Annotated in this window: 17 protein-coding genes; 10 read left to right on the top strand and 7 right to left on the bottom strand. The window is 28.9% G+C overall.

All coding sequences use genetic code 11. The features are described 5' to 3' along the window. Nucleotides 1–40 precede the first annotated feature (40 nt). Nucleotides 41–898: a DMT family transporter gene (locus FP421_RS00205; RefSeq protein ID WP_159946385.1), complete on the top strand. Its 858-nt coding sequence runs from the start codon at nucleotides 41–43 to the stop codon at nucleotides 896–898. A 122-nt stretch (nucleotides 899–1,020) separates the two neighbouring features. Here the strand turns inward: FP421_RS00205 and FP421_RS00200 are convergent, their stop codons facing one another. Both FP421_RS00200 and dprA read right to left on the bottom strand, forming a co-directional pair. After that, nucleotides 1,021–2,088, bottom strand: coding sequence for a hypothetical protein (locus FP421_RS00200; RefSeq protein ID WP_159946383.1), 1,068 nt, complete (start codon nucleotides 2,086–2,088; stop codon nucleotides 1,021–1,023). Nucleotides 2,089–2,121: 33 nt separating this feature from the next. Continuing rightward, on the bottom strand, nucleotides 2,122–3,222 hold the full coding sequence (gene dprA / locus FP421_RS00195; protein WP_159946381.1) for a DNA-processing protein DprA: 1,101 nt from the start codon (nucleotides 3,220–3,222) through the stop codon (nucleotides 2,122–2,124). Nucleotides 3,223–3,402: 180 nt separating this feature from the next. Between dprA and FP421_RS00190 the strand changes: the two genes are divergently transcribed. From FP421_RS00190 to FP421_RS00180, 3 genes are all read left to right on the top strand, one after another. Then, complete coding sequence (locus FP421_RS00190; protein ID WP_159946370.1) at nucleotides 3,403–4,314, top strand: HU domain-containing protein; 912 nt, start codon at nucleotides 3,403–3,405, stop codon at nucleotides 4,312–4,314. Nucleotides 4,315–4,387: 73 nt separating this feature from the next. Continuing rightward, entirely contained in the window at nucleotides 4,388–4,897 is a 510-nt protein-coding gene (locus tag FP421_RS00185; protein ID WP_159946368.1) for an acyl-CoA thioesterase, read from the top strand. Nucleotides 4,898–4,962: 65 nt separating this feature from the next. Further along, nucleotides 4,963–5,466, top strand: a complete 504-nt coding sequence (locus tag FP421_RS00180) for a mechanosensitive ion channel domain-containing protein (protein WP_159946366.1) — start codon at nucleotides 4,963–4,965, stop codon at nucleotides 5,464–5,466. A gap of 1 nt (nucleotide 5,467) precedes the next feature. Here FP421_RS00180 and FP421_RS00175 read toward each other — a convergent pair whose 3' ends face one another. From FP421_RS00175 to FP421_RS00160, 4 genes are read right to left on the bottom strand one after another with little or no spacing between them, the layout of a single operon-like run. After that, on the bottom strand, nucleotides 5,468–6,703 hold the full coding sequence (locus FP421_RS00175) for a murein hydrolase activator EnvC family protein (RefSeq protein ID WP_201288770.1): 1,236 nt from the start codon (nucleotides 6,701–6,703) through the stop codon (nucleotides 5,468–5,470). After that, complete coding sequence (locus tag FP421_RS00170; protein WP_159946364.1) at nucleotides 6,703–7,473, bottom strand: DUF4292 domain-containing protein; 771 nt, start codon at nucleotides 7,471–7,473, stop codon at nucleotides 6,703–6,705. The genes FP421_RS00175 and FP421_RS00170 overlap by 1 nt, the downstream gene beginning before the upstream one ends. A gap of 2 nt (nucleotides 7,474–7,475) precedes the next feature. After that, complete coding sequence (locus FP421_RS00165) at nucleotides 7,476–8,456, bottom strand: tetratricopeptide repeat protein (protein ID WP_159946362.1); 981 nt, start codon at nucleotides 8,454–8,456, stop codon at nucleotides 7,476–7,478. Nucleotides 8,457–8,458: 2 nt separating this feature from the next. Continuing rightward, nucleotides 8,459–9,475 (bottom strand): sugar phosphate nucleotidyltransferase, encoded by a 1,017-nt coding sequence (locus FP421_RS00160; protein WP_159946360.1) that lies wholly within the window; start codon nucleotides 9,473–9,475, stop codon nucleotides 8,459–8,461. A gap of 290 nt (nucleotides 9,476–9,765) precedes the next feature. Between FP421_RS00160 and FP421_RS00155 the strand changes: the two genes are divergently transcribed. Continuing rightward, nucleotides 9,766–11,628, top strand: coding sequence for an ABC-F family ATP-binding cassette domain-containing protein (locus tag FP421_RS00155; protein WP_159946358.1), 1,863 nt, complete (start codon nucleotides 9,766–9,768; stop codon nucleotides 11,626–11,628). On the opposite strand, the gene FP421_RS00150 is transcribed toward FP421_RS00155, so the two are convergent. Continuing rightward, the gene (locus FP421_RS00150) at nucleotides 11,629–12,345 is read right to left on the bottom strand and encodes a 3'-5' exonuclease (protein WP_159946356.1); all 717 of its coding nucleotides are present in this window, start codon (nucleotides 12,343–12,345) and stop codon (nucleotides 11,629–11,631) included. Between the two features lie 91 nt (nucleotides 12,346–12,436). On the opposite strand from FP421_RS00150, the gene FP421_RS00145 reads away from it, so the two are divergent. From FP421_RS00145 to FP421_RS00125, 5 genes are read left to right on the top strand one after another with little or no spacing between them, the layout of a single operon-like run. Further along, a complete protein-coding gene (locus tag FP421_RS00145) occupies nucleotides 12,437–13,663 on the top strand; it encodes an acyloxyacyl hydrolase (protein ID WP_159946354.1) in 1,227 nt (408 codons plus the stop codon). Between the two features lie 29 nt (nucleotides 13,664–13,692). Continuing rightward, the gene (locus FP421_RS00140) at nucleotides 13,693–15,009 is read left to right on the top strand and encodes an anthranilate synthase component I family protein (protein ID WP_159946352.1); all 1,317 of its coding nucleotides are present in this window, start codon (nucleotides 13,693–13,695) and stop codon (nucleotides 15,007–15,009) included. A 1-nt stretch (nucleotide 15,010) separates the two neighbouring features. Continuing rightward, nucleotides 15,011–15,250, top strand: coding sequence for a hypothetical protein (locus tag FP421_RS00135; protein WP_317163302.1), 240 nt, complete (start codon nucleotides 15,011–15,013; stop codon nucleotides 15,248–15,250). 22 nt (nucleotides 15,251–15,272) lie between these two features. Then, nucleotides 15,273–16,601 carry a tRNA lysidine(34) synthetase TilS gene (gene tilS / locus FP421_RS00130; RefSeq protein WP_159946350.1) on the top strand — a complete coding sequence of 443 codons (1,329 nt, stop codon included), beginning with the start codon at nucleotides 15,273–15,275 and terminating at the stop codon, nucleotides 16,599–16,601. A 50-nt stretch (nucleotides 16,602–16,651) separates the two neighbouring features. After that, a complete protein-coding gene (locus FP421_RS00125) occupies nucleotides 16,652–18,028 on the top strand; it encodes a TlpA family protein disulfide reductase (protein ID WP_159946341.1) in 1,377 nt (458 codons plus the stop codon). The last annotated feature ends 135 nt before the right edge of the window (nucleotides 18,029–18,163 follow it).

Here is an 18,163-nt window from a genome sequence, read left to right as displayed (position 1 = left end):
TTTTAAACATTCTAAAATTCTTTTTACTTACTTTTATCGCATGCAAAAAAACCACACAAAAAACTTATCGTTACTTTTATTAGCTACACTCTTTATTAGTACTTCTGGAGTTTTAGGTAAATATATTGCAATGCCTGCTGAAGCTATCATATTCTTTAGGGCTTTGTTTGCTGCAACAATTATCTATGTATTTTGTAGAGTTAAAAAGGTTAACTTATCAATACATTCTAAAAAAGATAAAATTTCTTTTTTAATAAGTGGTTTTTTTATGGGAGCCCATTGGGTAACCTACTTTTACGCGCTCAAACTTTCTAACGTTGCTATAGGTATGCTTTCAATGTTTACTTTTCCTGTAATGACGGCTTTATTAGAGCCTTTTTTTTCTAAACAAAAACTGAGTCTTGTACACGTATTTTTAGCTTTGCTAGTGTTGGTAGGTATTTACTTTTTGGTTCCTGATTTTTCTATTAAAAATGATGAAGTTAAAGGTATATTGTTTGGTGTATTTTCTGCATTATGCTATTCTTTACGGAATTTAATTACAAAGAAAAGTGTAACTAATTATAATAGTAGTGCCATTATGCTTTATCAATTAATAATTGTTTCTGTTTTACTTATACCTGTATTGTTTTTTAGTGATATTTCTAATTTTCAAAGTCAATTACCTTTATTGATACTTATTGCTTTATTAACAACTGCTATTGGACATACAATGCTTGTAAATTCCCTGCAATATTTTTCTGTTTCTACAGCAAGTATTATTGGTAGTATTCAACCCATTTTTGGAATTATTATTGCTTATATTTTTGTAAATGAAGTTCCCAATAAAAATACATTTATTGGAGGTTCTTTAATTTTATTAACCGTTGTTATTGAAAGCATAAGAAGTAAAAAATAATTTAAAGTTACAACAGTAAAATAATGACTTTTATTCTCAAACAAGTTTAGCCCTGATTGAGCGGTATGTTTAAGCTCTTTTGAGGAACGAAAAAAGCGAGTAGCGAAAGCAGGAAATAGCTTCTAAAACAAATCTTTATTTCTAATATCTAAATAATTACGTTTTACAAATGCCAAAATGGTTTCTAAAATTTCACCCATATTTTCGCACTTTTTAAACTCTACATCACCTACATAAGAAATTAAGTCTTGTTTGAGTTTTGTTACGTTTTCTGGACTAGAAATAACATCCTTTTTCATGCAATTAACCAACATTGTAGTTCTATTAGGTGTTGTAATCATTCGTTTTGCAATAAAAGATCGTTCTTCTATTTTATATTGTTCTATAGAGCTATTTTGCAACTTTCTACCCACCATTTCTACTATTTTAAAGTTTTCTTTCATAAACTGTAAATTGTAAACTTTAAGACTGCCTTCGTAAGATTGCTGATCAAAATCTATTGCCCTAATTTTGTAAATAATCTTATCGAAATCGTGAATAGGCGTAATTACATAATTGTAAGAACGCATGTCTCCTAAAAGACGAATCATGCAACGCTCTTTAAATTTTACAAATTCTTTTGCGATTTGAGATTTTTCTGAGGATGTACAATTAGGCAGAATATTGGTAATAAAATCATCTCCTGGAATTCCTGAAATATGCTCTTCAACTAAAGTGTCTTTATAGACTAAATAATTGATGTTATAAGGTGATAATAAATGTTCTAGCTCTAAACCATAAACACGAGAGGCATCTGCTTTTTTGACATAGAAATAGGTAAAGTTATCATTTAAAATATTTCTGATTTTTATTCTAAAAGGTTTTGAATTTCCAAAGGTACAGTAGTCTATTGCATCAACATTTAAAAAAGGAATGGTACTATCATTACCATCTGAATGCAAAATGGTATAGATTTTTTTTAAACTCCTGTCTATTTCTTCTCTATCCCATTCAGAATAATACGTTCTTATCCAAAGTGTGTCCTCATCATTTTTATCATAGACATTCACTGAACCTTGAAAACGCAACAAGTCATTATACAAAATGCTAATTTTTGTACTCCTTTTATATTTGGTTAAAAACGCATTAAGCTCTTCACTAATAGGAAAAGTGGGTTTTTTCTTAGATATTAATTTCTGATTTGTAGCCATTTGTTAGCAGATATACTACAAAAATAGCGATAATTAAGCGATTTCGAACATCTTTCCTGGTAAAGGTTTTAGCACACCTTTGAGTTCCATTTGTAATAAAATGGATGATAATTGAAAAATAGGAAGATTACACTCTAAAGAAATTACATCTAGCAATTGTGCTCCTTTTTCATGCAATACATCATAAATTTTCTGCTCATTTTCATCAAGTTCAACAAAGAGTTGTTTTTGAATTGGAGTTGATTTTTCTTGAAGATCCCAATTGAGCATTGTAATCAAATCTGAAGCAGAATTTAACAAATGTGCTTTGTTATTTTTGATTAAGTTATTGCACCCTTTACTATAAATATCTGAAGTTCTTCCAGGAACAGCAAATACATCTCTATTGTATGAATTGGCAATATCTGCGGTAACTAAAGAGCCTCCTTTTTCTGCAGATTCTATAATAATTGTTGCTTTTGAAATTCCTGCAACAATTCTGTTTCTCTTTAAAAAATTTTCTCGTAAAGGTTGTTCTTCACTCCAAAACTCAGTTAAAAAACCTCCATTTTCATTTACTTGATGAATGTATTTTTTATGAACTTTCGGATAAATTTGTTCAAAACCATGCGCTAACACTGCAATAGTTTGTAAGTTATTTTGAATTGCTGCTTTGTGAGCACAAACATCAACTCCATATGCAAATCCGCTAACAATAATTGGATTATATTCTTTGAGTTCATCTATCAATTGATTGCAAAAAGTTCTTCCATAAGAACTCACATTTCGAGTACCTACTATAGAAATGATTTTTTGATTAGTAAAATCTAAATTCCCATCTTTAAAAAGTAAAATTGGACTATCAATACAATTATGAAGGTTTTTTGGATAATCTTCTTCTAAAAAGTAAGAGTATTCAATATTATTTTTCTGAATATATTGTAATTCTACTTCTGCAGATTTTAAATTTTCAACATCAAAAAGATGTTTTAAAGCATGAGATCCAATACCATTTATTTTAGACAATATAGCCGCTCTTTCTTTAAAAATTTGCTCAACATCACCTACATTTACGATGAGTTTTTTAGCTAAAATATCACCAATAGCCTTACATTTTTGCAGCCGTAAAACCGCAAGTAATTTTTCTTCTTTCATCTTGTAACAATTGCTTACAAGATATAAAAAATGAAATATAAATCTAAGTTTTAGATTTATATTAAAACATTCTAATAATAAATTATTGATTTTTAATCTTTTAAAAAATGATTTGAAAATTGTGAATAAATTCTTTACAATTTTACAATATGGTGTTGCTATTTTTTTAATTTTGTTATAATGACAATAGCTAATTACATCAACGATTTATTATACAGATACGACTGTGTAATTGTGCCTGATTTTGGAGGTTTTGTAACCAATAGAATTGGTGCAAAAATAAATGCTCAATCGCATACATTTTATCCACCTACAAAACAGATTACTTTTAATAGTCATCTAAAACATAATGATGGTTTATTGGCAAATTATATTGCTTCTTCAGAAAATATTTCTTTTGAAAAAGCAGCTACAGCCATATCTTTATCTGTAATTAAGTGGAAAAACGAATTACAATCTTCTGCTATTGAGATTGATAATTTAGGTGTTTTGTCTTTAAACGAAGAGAAACAAATTATTTTTGAGCCTAATACAGCAGTAAATTATCTTACAACTTCATTTGGTTTATCATCTTTTGAAACTGCAAATATTACAAGAGCTAAAACACAAGTAAAACCTTTAATTCCTGTTGCAAAAAAAGCGGCCAAAAAAGGAGTACCTGCGTTTATAAAATATGCTGCTACTGCTGCAATTTTATTAACATTAGGATTTGCTGGTTATAATGGTTATGAAAATTATCAACAAAAAGAAATTCTTGCAAGCCAAGAAAAAGCATTAGAGAAAAAAATTCAAACTGCGACTTTTGTCATTTCAAATCCGTTACCAACCTTAGAATTAAATGTATCTAAAGCAATCTCAAAACCTTTTCACATTGTTGCTGGTGCTTTTCAATTTCCAGAAAATGCTGCAAAAAAAGTGAAACAACTAAAGGCAAAAGGTTACGACTCTAAAATTATTGGAGTTAACAAATGGGGATTAACTCAAGTTAGTTTTAATAGTTATGCCAATCGTTATGAAGCTACAAATCAATTGTATAAAATACAAGATACAGTTTCTGAAGACGCTTGGTTATTGATTAAAAAAGTAGATTAAACTTCTCTTTTCTTTCGGTTGATTTGCCTTCGCTTTTCCACAAGCGATTCCTATCTTTGCAAAAACATTTTTGATGGAAACAAAAACTCCTTCAGAATCTTTAACGGTTCTTACAGATTTAGTTTTACCTGGTGAAACAAACTATTTAGACAATCTTTTTGGTGGCGAATTGTTAGCTAGAATGGACAGAGCTTGTAGCATTGCTGCAAGAAGACACTCTAGAAGAATTGTTGTAACTGCATCTGTGAACCATGTGGCTTTTAACAAATCTGTACCTGTAGGAAGTGTAGTTTCTATCGAGGCAAAAGTATCTAGAGCTTTTAAAACCTCTATGGAAATCTATGTTGATGTTTGGATAGAAGACAGACAATCACTCTCTAAAACAAAAGTGAATGAAGGTATTTACACTTTTGTTGCTGTAGATGAAACTGGGAAACCTGTTAAAATACCTCAAATTATACCAGAAACAGATTTAGAAAAAGAGCGTTTTGAAGGTGCTTTAAGAAGAAAACAATTAAGTTTAGTATTAGCAAAAAAGTTAAATCCAAGTGAAGCAACTGAACTAAAAGCGTTATTTAGCTAACATATTCTTACTTTGTTATTCTGGTATCCATCTTATTTTTAATAATTTTATAAAAAGTTTTAGTTATGGAAATAGACAGTCATAAAGTAATATATTCAATAATAATTTTTGTGGTCTCAATTTTACTGAGATTATTTGTAACAGGTTCATTAAAAAGAATTCAATCTAAATTTGGTTTCCAAAAAGCTAGAATTATTGTAACCAATAAAATTATTAGCGTTTTAGTTTATGGAACCGCAATTACCATAATTGCCTTTATTTGGGGGGTGAGTGATGAACAGTTTTTACTTTTTGTATCCTCTTTTTTAACTGTTTTAGGAATTGCTTTTTTTGCACAATGGTCTCTACTTTCTAATATAACTGCTGGAATTATCTTGTTTATAAACTATCCAGTAAAGATTGGTGACACCATTACTATTTTAGAAAAAGACAACAATACTACTGGAGAAATAAAAGATATTGGTGCTTTTTTTATCACCTTAAAAACTCCTGAAAACGCATTGATTACCATACCTAATGCTGTAATTCTTCAAAAAAACATAGAATATTCCTCGCATTCTAAAGAATAAATTATCTTCTTAAAATCCATGAAGAAGGATTTAATCGAGTTGTATTTTTAAACAGTACAAAGATAAGCTTGGTCTTTTTAGTAACTTTATCTGTAAATATTTGACCTAAATTTTGACCCGTTTTGATAGCGTCACCTTTTTTTACGTAAGTATTTTCTAAATTATTATAAGAAGATATGTAATTTCCGTGTTGTATTAACACGTTTTTTCTTCCTTCTGAACTTACCAGAACATTCAATACTTTACCACCAAAAATTGCTTTTGCATTATTACCAGTTTTAGTTACAATATGCAAACCTGTACCATTAATTGTAATTCCAGGAAAAGTAGGATGAGGTTGTTTACCAAAACGTCTTACCACTAAACCTTCGTCTACTGGCCAAGGGAGTTTACCTTTATTCAACTCAAATTTTGCTGCTAATGCTTTTGCTTCTGGACTTAATAAAAATTCGTTCTTCTTAGTATTTTTTGCTTTTGATTTTAATTTGGCTTTTGCAATTCTATTGGCTCTAGCTATTTCTGCTTTAATCAATTTATCTATTTTGGCAGCAATTCTTTTTTCTTCTCTTACTTTTTTCTGTAAATCTCTTTTGTACTTATTTTCACGTTTCTTTATCGTAGATATTAAGTTTTCTTGTTTCTTCTTATCGGATTCAATTTCTTCTTTTTGTTGTTTTTCAGATTGAATTAGAGTGTCTTTTACTCTTTTTTGATACAATAAAGAATCATTTAGTTGTTGAATAACATTAGCCTGAATAGTAATCTCTTCTCCTTGCTTTTTTCTAAATTTGGTATACTGTTTCATATACTCTAATCTCTTATATGCTTGATAAAAGTTCTTAGAAGACAGCAAAAACATTGTTCTACTTTGTTGTGATTTACTTTTGTATGATTTTAAAATCATATCAGCATAATCTTTCTTTAATTCGATTAACTTCTTATCTAACTTTTTAATTTTAGATTCATTTAAAGAAATTTCTTTTGATAAAATTGTGGCTTCAGAATTTATAGTAGCAATTAGTTTTGATCTAACGTTTATTTTTTTGTTAATGTCTTTTAAATCATCAAGTGCGTTCTTTTCCTTTTTTTGCTCCTTAAATAACAAGTTATTCACTTGCTTCATTTCTAAATTCAGTTTTTTTCGCTGAGCTTCTAACTGTTTTCTGGTTTGTGCTGAGACAGAAAAAGCAGCAATCAAAATAAGAAAAACTGATATGTAAAAATGTTTATGAATCACTATAATTTAATTTGCTTATACCCTTTTGGTATTGAAAAAGGAGTATCAAAACTAGTATCAAACTCTATAGATTTTACAAAAAAATTAATATTTGTAAATTTTCCTGGCTGTTTTGCTTTTATGTTTATTTCTGATGGAAAAATTTCATCATCAGAAAAACTGTAGGAAGGATAAATTATGTCCAAACGTTGACTTCTAAGTGAGTTTACAATAGATTGTTTGTCTAATTTAAAATGTGATGGATTTACAGCAAAGAAAATATCAAACAAACTAGCTTGATTTTCTGGTGATAAAATATAAGAGTTATCTTGGATAGATATATTTTGTTTCTGTTCTTTTACATTCAGTATAGACTGACCAAGTAACAAATTCTGAAGTTGTTCAAAATTAATATCTGTACCTAATAGTTTCTTAAGCATAGAAAAATCTCCTTCAAAGTAGTTCTTAGCATAAGGTGAGTAATAACTTACAGAAGTTGGTGTGATTTTAGCTTTAAAAACTGTAATGAATTTAGTTCCTTTTAACCAAATTACTTCATCTTTTTTCATTCGCAAACTCACTGAAATACTTTGGTTTAGTTTTCCATTATTAAAATTAGCTTTCATTTTTGCAGAAACAGTTTTTTTATCAAAACCAGATGCAATATGTTTTCTAGCCACTTTTTTTGCAGACATTTCTTTAGCTACCAAACTAGTACTCATTAAGTTTTTTTTGGTTTTACATGAAGTAAAAACAATAACAATAACAGCGATATATTTTACCCACTTCATACCTAACTTTTAATTTTTTTTGACTTTTCTAAATATTTTTTTTCGTCTTTAAGATTACCTAAACCTCTGTAAGATATTGCCATTTCTTTATAAAATGCTGCTTCCATATTTTCTTCTATCACAAAATCGATACCATTATTTAAAGTAGTTAACGCTTTTTTGTAGTTTTTCTGATAATTCAATGCTTTTCCTTGCATTAAATAGACATAAGGTTGCGCTGGGAAAAGTGAAATTCCTTCTGTTGCATATTTTAAAAGTTGTTCAGAATCAGCAACTGAAATCTCTAAAATCTGTTTTAAAATTGTATAAGATTTATTTGATTTAAATTGTTCTTTTAACGAAACTGGAGTATTTATTTGCTTTTCTTCTATAACAGATTTTCCTTTTCGTTTTTCTAAACTACTTTTTAATCTTTTTAAGTTTGATGAAAGTGCATTATCTGCTTCCATCTCATTCATTAGAGAAACTGCTTTTTTATATTCTCTATTATGCAAATAGAGCCTCACTAAAAAATCTCTTTCTTTTGGGTTTTTAGTTACTAATTTTTGTTGGATTGTAATAGCATCAGCATAATCTCTTGTCTTAATATTAATTTTTATCAAGTGCTTTTGCATCCAGATATTTTCAGGATCTTTTACTAATGCTCTACTGATATATTCTTTTGCAAGTAATGATTTATTTAGCTGTAAATAATTTTTAGAAAACTCAAAAAAAACTGCAGCATCATTAGCTAAAATCTGATTACAACTTTCTAAATTTTCAATAGCTTTTTGATAATTTCCTATTGATTTTTCTGATAATGCTTTAAAAAAAAATTGTTGAAATTTCAATTCTTTTTCCTCTGTTAAATCCTTAGCTTCTGGAATACTATCTTGAGAAAAAATATTAATCGAGATAAGAATAAAGAACAAAGATAAAAGAGACAACTTTGTATTGGTAAATTGTCTCTCTTTTCTAATTTCTTGTCTCTTTATTCTAAACATCTCTATGTTAATTCGGTATAATCTCCAATACTTACTGAAGTATATTTACCATTATATTTTGCATGACTACCAATCATTGCATTATCTAAATCTGCATTAGAAATTACAACATTATTTTGTATTAATGAATTTACAATAGTAGAATCATCAACAATACTATTTGCACCAATAGAAACATAAGGTCCAATTTTGGTATTGTTTAACACTACATTTTCCCCTACAAAACAAGGCTGAATAATTTCTGAGTTATTCAATACTACATCATCAGCAACTAAATTATTACCAGCTTCTTGCTCAAAACCTAAAACCTGTTTGTTGGTATCTACTGTTGGATCTTTTTTTCCACAATCCATCCAAGCATTTACAGTTCCTGGAATAAATTTAGCACCTTGTTGCTTTAAAGATTCTAAAACATTTGTTAATTGGTATTCTCCATTTTCTCTCAAATCATTATCAATCAAATATTGAATTTCTTCACGAACTTTTCCTCCGTCTTTAAAGTAATAAATACCAATAATTGCTAAATCAGAAACAAAATCTTTAGGTTTTTCTACAAAATCAGTGATATATCCGTCTTTTAATTTTACCACACCAAATGCACTAGGATCATCTACTTGTTTTACCCAAATTGCACCATCAGCATTAGCGTCTAATTTAAAATCAGCTTTGAACAAAGTATCAGCAAAAGCAACCACACAAGGACCACTTAATGATTCTTTTGCACAAAAAATAGCATGTGCTGTTCCTAAAGCTTCTTCTTGAACATATACAGAACCTTTAGCTCCTAATTCTTCAGCAATTTTTATCAATTTTTCTGATGTATTAGAAGGAAATCCTTTTGAAGATGGACCAATAATAAAAGCAATTTCATCAATTTTTTGATCAACTACAGATGTGATATCTTCAACCAAACGCTGTACAATTGGTTTTCCTGCAATTACAGTTAAAGGTTTTGGAACTGTTAAAGTATGTGGTCTTAAACGAGACCCAATTCCTGCCATTGGTACTATTATTTTCATGTCAAAATTTTAGTTACTATAAAGCCGCAATATAGCATTAATTAAAAGATTCTAAAAATTTAGAATTGAATAAAACTCACTGAAAACAGTGAGGTACTTCACTGAAAACAGTGAGGAGAAAATTTCACCATTTTCAGGGATTGACAAGTACTCTAATTTGCTATATGTTTACAATGTCATAGCATCATTTAATTTTAATCCCCTAAAAATCCCCCAAAATGGTTAAATGATTTCAAAAACCCAAGATCCTTCTTGGGTTTTTTGTTTCTTTGTAGCCAAATTATATTTCTGTGAATTATTTAACTGTAGAAAACATTTCTAAATCTTATGGAGAACGTGTTTTATTTGAAAACATCTCTTTTGGGATCAATAAAGATCAAAAAATTGCCTTTGTTGCTAAAAATGGTAGTGGAAAAACATCCATTTTAAATATTATCGCTGGTTTAGATGTTGCTGATAGTGGACAAATTGTAAGCAGAAAAGGCATCTCTATTGCGTATTTAGCTCAAAATGATGTCTTGAATCCAAATTTAACGATTGAAGAAACCATTTTTGCGACCGATAATATAATTCTATCGGTTGTTAATGAGTATGAAAAAGCTCTAAAAAATCCAGAAAATGCTGAAGCGTATCAAGTTGCTTTTGAGAAAATGGAGCAATACAATGCTTGGGATTTTGAAACGCAATACAAACAGATTTTATCCAAATTAAAACTAGACGATTTAACACTTAAAGTTGGAAACCTTTCTGGTGGACAAAAGAAAAGGTTGTCTTTGGCTATTGTTTTAATCAATAAACCAGATTTATTAATTCTAGATGAGCCAACAAATCACTTAGATTTGGAAATGATAGAATGGCTAGAAGCATTTTTTGCAAAGGAGAAAATCACACTTTTTATGGTAACTCACGACCGTTATTTTTTAGAACGTGTTTGCAATGAAATTTTAGAGTTAGATCAAGGAAAAATCTATAAGTATAAAGGAAATTATTCTTATTATTTACAAAATAAAGAAGAGCGTTTGGCCTTAGAAGCAACCAATCTAAGTAAGGCAAAGAGTTTGTTTAAAAAAGAATTGGATTGGATGAGAAGACAACCCAAAGCAAGAACCACCAAATCAAAATCTAGAATTGATGATTTTTTTGAAATCAAACAAAAAGCCCATCAACGTAGAAAAGATCATGAAGTGCAGTTAGAAATTAACATGGAGCGTTTGGGAAGCAAGATTTTAGAGCTACATAAATTGCACAAATCTTTTGATGATAAAGTAATTTTAGATGGTTTTGACTATGTTTTTAAACGCGGAGAACGTGTTGGAATAATTGGTAAAAACGGAACAGGAAAATCTTCTTTTTTAAATATTATTACACAACAAATTCCTATTGATGGAGGAAAAGTTGTTGTAGGTGAAACCGTTAAATTTGGGTATTACACTCAAAAAGGTATCAACGTAAAAGAAGGACAAAAGGTTATTGAAGTTGTTAAAGAATTTGGTGAAGAAATTCCGTTAACAAAAGGAAGAAGAATTTCTGCTTCTCAATTATTAGAACGCTTTTTATTTGATAAAAAGAAACAATACGATTTTGTAGAGAAATTATCTGGTGGAGAACAAAAACGATTGTATTTGTGTGCCGTTTTAATTCAGAATCCTAATTTTTTAATTTTAGATGAACCTACTAACGATTTAGATGTAGTAACGTTAAATGTGCTCGAAAACTTCTTATTAGATTATCCAGGAAACTTAATTGTAGTTTCTCACGATCGTTATTTTATGGATAAAATTGTAGATGCTTTATTTGTTTTTAGAGGTGATGGAATTGTAGAAAACTTTCCTGGAAATTACTCTGATTTTAGAGCTTACGAAAGTTCAAACCCTTATAAAGAAGAAGCTTTAAGCGAGGTGAAAGTTGAAAAAGAAGTGAAAAAAACTTCCAAAAACATCTTAACATATAATGAAAAAAGAGAATTTGGTGCTTTAGAAGCTGAAATTGAACGATTACAGAATCAAAAAACAAGAATTGAAAAACAGTTTTTAAATGTTGAAATTGCTCCTGATGACATCCCAAAAAAATCAGAAGAATTACAAGAAATTATTGATAGTTTAGAACAAAAAGAAGAACGTTGGTTAGAGTTATCTATGAAATTAGAAGAGTAATTAAACCCTAACAATATCAACATCACTTAACAATTCTTGATTGTTAAATCGCAATAGAATTTGAGCAACAGCAATTGTATCTTTCTCACAATAATTTACAATTCTTTTTAAGTTTTGCTCTTCATAATATACTTTGGCAACTTCGCTTCCATCGATATCATCTTTTGGTGATGGAACTCCTAAAATCGATGTCAATAATTTTAATGAGGTATAATGTTTATAATCTCCAAATTTCCACAATTCTAAAGTATCTAAATGCGGAACTTCCCAAGGTTTTTTTCCAAATAAATTTAGTTTTTTAGGGAGTTCAATTTGATGAATAATCATTCTTCTAGCAATAAAAGGAAAGTCAAATTCTTTACCATTATGAGCACACAATACATTATTTCTATTTGTAAAATGCTTGTCTAACAACTGTTTAAAATTGCTTAAAAGTTGATGCTCATCATCACCAAAAAAAGAAGTAACTCTTAATTGTTTTTTATCGTCAACATCAACAAAATAACCCACAGAAATACAAATGATTTTTCCAAATTCTGCCCAAATCCCTGCACGATCATAAAAATCTGATGCGGTAACATCATCCTTTCTTTGATATTGCGTTTTTTGTTCAAAAAGTATTTGGGTTGCTTTAGGGAGATTTTCCCATTTTTCTTCTTGCGGAACTGTTTCAATATCTAAAAACAGAATATTATTAAGTTTAATTGATAAATTCATAGCTTTAATTTTCTTTTTCTTGACTAAATATAATAATTTCGAAAAACATACACCACTTTTTTCTTTTTAAACTTTGATGTACTTTTATCACATGAAAAAAAGAGTTGCACTCTTACTTATCTTTTTCCTTTCCATCAACTTATTTAGTCAAGAAAAAGAAATACCCAAAACACAACTTTCAGACTTTTTATCGAAATCCTATTACAGTGTTAATTTCGGAGGAATTTTTTATCCGTTTTCAAACGATAATTTAAAACCTGGATTTGCTACAGAAACATTTAGCAAAAATGCTTTTTCTGGAAGAATTATTTTTTTAGGTTACAAAATTCAACCAAATTTAGCGCTTCAATTTGGTGTGATAAGACCTGCCTCTTGGTTCAAATACAACAATGTAAATAATATTGGTTATGAAAGAAGTGTTTGGATAAATGCTTGGTCTTTATCACTAAAAAAGAGTTTTCCTTTAAATGATAAACTATCATTATATGCTGAAGCTGGACCTGCAAATGTGAGCAGACGTGGTTTTCCAATTAACGATGAAATAATTTACCCTGACACTCGTTTTGTGAGTTTATTATATGGTTTTGGGTTGAATTACAAGTTGAGTGAGAAGTGGAGATTAGGTTTAAACTCCACATTTATTCCTAAATCAGAAAAAGAAAATCAACCTTCTATTTCTCAGGTTTCAGTTGGTTTTGAATATCATCTTCAAAAAAAATCTGATGAAGAAGCTTTTCAATTGGCAGAAAAACCTGAGTATTATTTCCCAGATCATATTTTACAAGTAAGTTATGGAACCAGTAAAATTGGTTATGGCGTTAACAAGTTTTTAAGCATGAACACAAAAGTGGGTAATTTCGAGAGTTTTGGAATTCCAATTTTTTGGTTAGGTGAACTAAAAACAACACATTCTTTTTCTGTTACGTATCAGAAATTAGCTTATCGTTCTAAAAAAATATTCTCTTTAGATTGGGGCGTGAGCGCTACTGCTTTTCAAACCCAACAAAGCCATAAAAACATTTATGCTTTTTCTATTTTTCCTGTATTACGATTTTATCTGTTACGCAGAAAAAACTTTGACATGTACACCAATTATTCTTTAATTGGCCCAACTTACATCACCAAAAGTGATATTGACGGAATAAATACTGGTCCAAATATTACTTACCAAGATACAATGGGTCTCGGTTTTTTCTTGGGTAAAGAAAGAAAGTACAATTTTGAATTGCGAATTATGCACTATTCTAACGGTAATTTTTTTGCTAAAAACGCAGGAGTTGCCATACCTATACAATTTACCTTCGGAAAGACTTTTTAACACATACAATTTGTATTTTTGACAATTCTATGCAAAGAACCATATGTACTTTTTCTGTTGATAATATTAGTGAATTCAAGCACAATCTTTTGTGTTGGTCTCAACAATATGAAACCGTTATTTGGTTAGATTCTAACAATTACCAACAACAATACACAAGTTTTGATTGTGCTTTGGCTGCTGATGATTTTACCTCTATCAAAACAGATTACACCAATGCGTTTGACAAGCTAAAAGAATATCAAACTACTACCAAAGATTATATTTTTGGATACATAACTTATGATGTTAAAAATGATGTAGAAAACCTTTCTTCAACAAATTTTGACGGATTAGATTTTCCTGATTTGTATTTTTTTCAGCCTAAAAAACTAATTTTTATTAAAGGTGAGACTGCAGAGTTTCATTATTTAAAATTTATTGATGATGAAATTGATGATGATTTTAATGCAATTGCTAATTTTTCATTTCGAGCGCAATCGAAAAACCTTGATAACCCAAATAATGATATCAAAATAAAACTTAGAATTCATAAGGATGAATACAAAGCTAAAGTTACAAAAGTATTAGATCACATTCATAGAGGAGATATTTATGAAGCCAATTTTTGTCAGGAGTTTTATGCTGAAAATAGCAGCATAAATCCTGTTGAAGTTTACAAACACCTCAATCAAATTTCAGAACCTCCTTTTGCCTCATTTTTAAAAGTTGACGAGCAGTATGCCTTGTGTGCATCACCAGAAAGATACATCAGAAAAGAAGGTGAGAAAATTATTTCTCAACCTATAAAAGGAACCGCAAAACGCTTAATTAGCACAATTGATGATGCTCAAATTGCCAATGATTTAATGCGTGATGAGAAAGAACGTGCAGAAAACGTGATGATTGTAGATTTGGTAAGAAACGATTTGTCTAAGTCTGCCAAAAAAGGAACTGTAAAAGTAGAAGAATTGTGCAAAGTGTATTCTTTTAAGCAAGTACATCAAATGATTTCTACTGTAGTTTCAGAAATTGATGAATCTAAAACAAATCCAATTGATGTACTTAAAGATACTTTTCCAATGGGAAGTATGACTGGCGCTCCAAAAGTTTCTGCGATGAAAATTATAGAAAACTTAGAGGCAACAAAACGAGGTTTGTATTCTGGGGCAATTGGATATTTTACACCTGATAATGATTTTGATTTTAATGTAATCATCAGAAGTATTTTATATAATAAAGCTAAAAAATACATATCGTATTCTGTAGGAGGTGCAATTACAGCAAAATCGATTCCAGAAAAAGAATATGAAGAGTGTTTGTTAAAAGCAAAAGCAATGAAACATGTGTTGTTAAATTCTAAATAAAATGATGATTATCAATCAAGAAGAACTCTTTGAAAAAACGTTAGAAACTTTACAAGAAAAAGTAACTGAACAGACTATGTTTAGTGCTTTTATTAAATTATATCCAGAAGAATGGAAACAACTAAAAACTACATTTTCTAAGTTTAATAGAAGCAAGCAATTTGGAAAAACTATTCCACTACCAAAGCCAGAAGTTTCGTTAAAAAAAGAGATTCGTATTTGGTTAAAATCTCAAAAATAAAAATGGTATTTTTGAGGGGTAAATGCAGCAAAAATTCTCAAATCACATCAACACAAAATTTCCTTTTCTAAAGGATAAAAAACTATTGATTGCCATTTCTGGAGGAGTTGATTCTGTCGTTTTAACACATCTTTTATCAATTTTAAATTTTAATATTTCTTTGGCTCATTGTAATTTTAAATTACGTAAAAAAGAGAGTGATTTAGATGAGAACTTTGTTTTAAAACTTGGAGAAAAACTCAATATAAAAACGTTTACTAGACAATTTGAAACTAACAAATTTGCTCAAAAAAATAAACTTTCTACACAAATTGCTGCAAGAAAACTACGATACAATTGGTTTGAATCATTAGTAAATAAACATCAATTTGAGTATGTATTAACTGCTCATCATGCTGACGATAATTTAGAAACTTTTTTAATCAATTTAACTCGTGGAACTGGATTGGATGGTTTGACTGGAATTCCTGAAACTAATGGGAATATTCTTAGACCTCTTATCCCCTTTTCTCGAAATGAAATTATTGATTTTGCCAAAGAAAATGATATCAAATGGAGAGAAGATCAAAGCAATGCGTCTACCAAATATATTAGAAATAAAATTAGACATCAGGTAGTTCCTGTTTTAAAAGAAATTAACCCAAGTGTTTTAGAAACTTTTGCTAAAACTACAAATCACTTAAAAGAAAGTCAGCAAATTATTGAGGATAGAATCCAGAAAGTTTCTAAAGAAATTATTCAAAAAGATTTCTCGACTTCACTTGAAATGACAAAATTAAATATTGATAAAATTAATCAATTGTCTAATCCAAAAGCATATCTGTATCAGTTTTTTAAAGATTATAATTTTACAGAATGGAATGATGTATACAACTTACTTTCTGCACAATCTGGCAAACAAGTATTTTCTAAAACTCACGTTTTATTAAAGGATAGAAATTTTTTAATTCTTACAAAAAAGGGCTTTTCAACTGAACAAGAAACAATAGTTGAAATTGTAGAAAATACCACTGAAATTACAAGTCCTATTCATCTCAAGTTTGAAACTGTAAAAAATCCATCTTTACATTCTAAAGAAATTATTTTTTTAGATAAAAACGAATTAGAATTTCCATTAAAACTAAGAAAATGGCAAAATGGAGATGTTTTTTATCCATCAGGAATGCAGGGAAAAAAGAAAATTAGCAAATATTTTAAAGACGAAAAACTTTCTTTAATCGATAAGCAAAACACTTGGCTATTGTGTAATAATAACGATTCTATCATTTGGATTATAGGACATCGTTCTGACAATCGTTTTATAACCAAAAAAGAATCCAATTCAGTTTTAAAAATCTCTCTGGTTATCTAATTCAAAAAGGTTTTGTACCTTACAAAAAAATAGAAAAATCTCCACTTACTATGAAAAAACATATATTCTTTTTAATCATTGCAACCATAATTTCGTGTACACCAGAAGCTTCAGTAGATTACGCTATAATTTCAGGAAAAATAACCAATTCAAAATCTGATAAAATTACAGTTTACAGTAGTTTTAATTCTGATCATAAAATTGAGGTCTCCATAAATGAAGACGGAAGTTTTAAAGACACCTTAAGAATGGATTCTGATTTCTATTTTCTTAGACAAGACAGAAATTCTGTTGAATTTTATCTACCTAAAGGTGAAGAACTAATTGTAAATTATAATGCAGCACAAAAAGATGCTACCTTACAGATGGCTGGAAGTGTTAGTACTGTTAACGAATACATCATAGAAAAAGCAAAACTTTCTAAAGAATTAACTGGAGACAGAAAGGAGTTATTTTTAAAAAATGAAAGTGACTTTAAAGCACACCTTTTAAAAATAAAAACAGCTCAAGAAGATTTGTTATCTAAAACAGATGGAATTCAAGAAGAGTTTGCAACTAATGAAATCAAAAACATCAATTATCAATATTTATCTACTTTGAGCAGATATCAATCTTACCATGGATATTACTTAAAGGATAGAAATTTTAAAGTTTCTAAAAGTTTTTTAACAGAACTAAAAGATGTTGATATTGAAAATGAAAATGATTTTCTTTTTTCACAAGAATATAGAAATGTGGTAAGCTCAATATTAAGAAATCAGTCTCAAGAATTGATTAAAAAGGATTCTATAGCAGGTGATATTGCGTATTTAAAAGCAATTGCCAACGTAAAAAATGATCTGATTAGAAATAAATTATTGTTTGATGATGCAAAATACGGAATCACATACACAGAAAATCTAGAAGATTATTATGGTATTTTTTCGAAATATTCTAATGATGCAACAAACAATAGTAAAATAGAAAAAGATTACCAAAAAATTAAAGCATTAGCACAAGGAAACCCATCACCAGAATTTAAAGATTATGAAAATTATGCAGGTGGAAAAACTTCTTCTAAAGACTTAAATGGAAAGTATACTTATATTGATGTTTGGGCTACTTGGTGTGGTCCTTGTATTGCTGAAATTCCTTCATTAAAAAAGGTTGAAGAACAATTTCATGGTAAAAATATTGAATTTGTAAGTATTTCTATAGATAGAGAAAAAGATCATGAAAAGTGGAAGAAAATGATTGTTGATAGAGGTTTAGGTGGTATGCAATTATTTGCAGATAACAATTGGCAATCTCAATTTATACAAAATTATATGATAAAAGGAATTCCGCGTTTTATTTTAATTGATCCACAAGGAAATATTGTAAACGCTAATGCTCCTAGACCATCAAATAAAAAATTGGTAGAGACATTAAAGTCGTTAAATTTATAAACTAAATTAGTTAGAAGAAAAAACCTCCTGTCTAAAAACAAGAGGTTTTTTAGTTTAAAAAATTACAAAATCAACAAATCGAATCAGAAATTAAACTTTTCTAAAAAAAAGAACATAATTTATATCGTTTTCGTA

It is taken from the genome of Polaribacter septentrionalilitoris, assembly GCF_009832745.1.
GTDB lineage: Bacteria > Bacteroidota > Bacteroidia > Flavobacteriales > Flavobacteriaceae > Polaribacter > Polaribacter septentrionalilitoris.
The sequence above is the reverse complement of the archived record's forward strand: the minus strand, read 5'-3'. Positions and strand labels throughout refer to the sequence as shown.

Excerpts from the sequence above, each read along its gene's own strand:
- FP421_RS00205 (WP_159946385.1), top strand. The coding sequence starts at position 41 with ATGCAAAAAAACCACACAAAAAACTTATCGTTACTTTTATTAGCTACA.
- FP421_RS00200 (WP_159946383.1), bottom strand. The coding sequence starts at position 2,088 with ATGGCTACAAATCAGAAATTAATATCTAAGAAAAAACCCACTTTTCCT.
- dprA (WP_159946381.1), bottom strand. The coding sequence starts at position 3,222 with ATGAAAGAAGAAAAATTACTTGCGGTTTTACGGCTGCAAAAATGTAAG.
- FP421_RS00190 (WP_159946370.1), top strand. The coding sequence starts at position 3,403 with ATGACAATAGCTAATTACATCAACGATTTATTATACAGATACGACTGT.
- FP421_RS00185 (WP_159946368.1), top strand. The coding sequence starts at position 4,388 with ATGGAAACAAAAACTCCTTCAGAATCTTTAACGGTTCTTACAGATTTA.
- FP421_RS00180 (WP_159946366.1), top strand. The coding sequence starts at position 4,963 with ATGGAAATAGACAGTCATAAAGTAATATATTCAATAATAATTTTTGTG.
- FP421_RS00170 (WP_159946364.1), bottom strand. The coding sequence starts at position 7,473 with ATGAAGTGGGTAAAATATATCGCTGTTATTGTTATTGTTTTTACTTCA.
- FP421_RS00165 (WP_159946362.1), bottom strand. The coding sequence starts at position 8,456 with ATGTTTAGAATAAAGAGACAAGAAATTAGAAAAGAGAGACAATTTACC.
- FP421_RS00160 (WP_159946360.1), bottom strand. The coding sequence starts at position 9,475 with ATGAAAATAATAGTACCAATGGCAGGAATTGGGTCTCGTTTAAGACCA.
- FP421_RS00150 (WP_159946356.1), bottom strand. The coding sequence starts at position 12,345 with ATGAATTTATCAATTAAACTTAATAATATTCTGTTTTTAGATATTGAA.
- FP421_RS00145 (WP_159946354.1), top strand. The coding sequence starts at position 12,437 with ATGAAAAAAAGAGTTGCACTCTTACTTATCTTTTTCCTTTCCATCAAC.
- FP421_RS00140 (WP_159946352.1), top strand. The coding sequence starts at position 13,693 with ATGCAAAGAACCATATGTACTTTTTCTGTTGATAATATTAGTGAATTC.
- FP421_RS00135 (WP_317163302.1), top strand. The coding sequence starts at position 15,011 with ATGATGATTATCAATCAAGAAGAACTCTTTGAAAAAACGTTAGAAACT.
- tilS (WP_159946350.1), top strand. The coding sequence starts at position 15,273 with ATGCAGCAAAAATTCTCAAATCACATCAACACAAAATTTCCTTTTCTA.
- FP421_RS00125 (WP_159946341.1), top strand. The coding sequence starts at position 16,652 with ATGAAAAAACATATATTCTTTTTAATCATTGCAACCATAATTTCGTGT.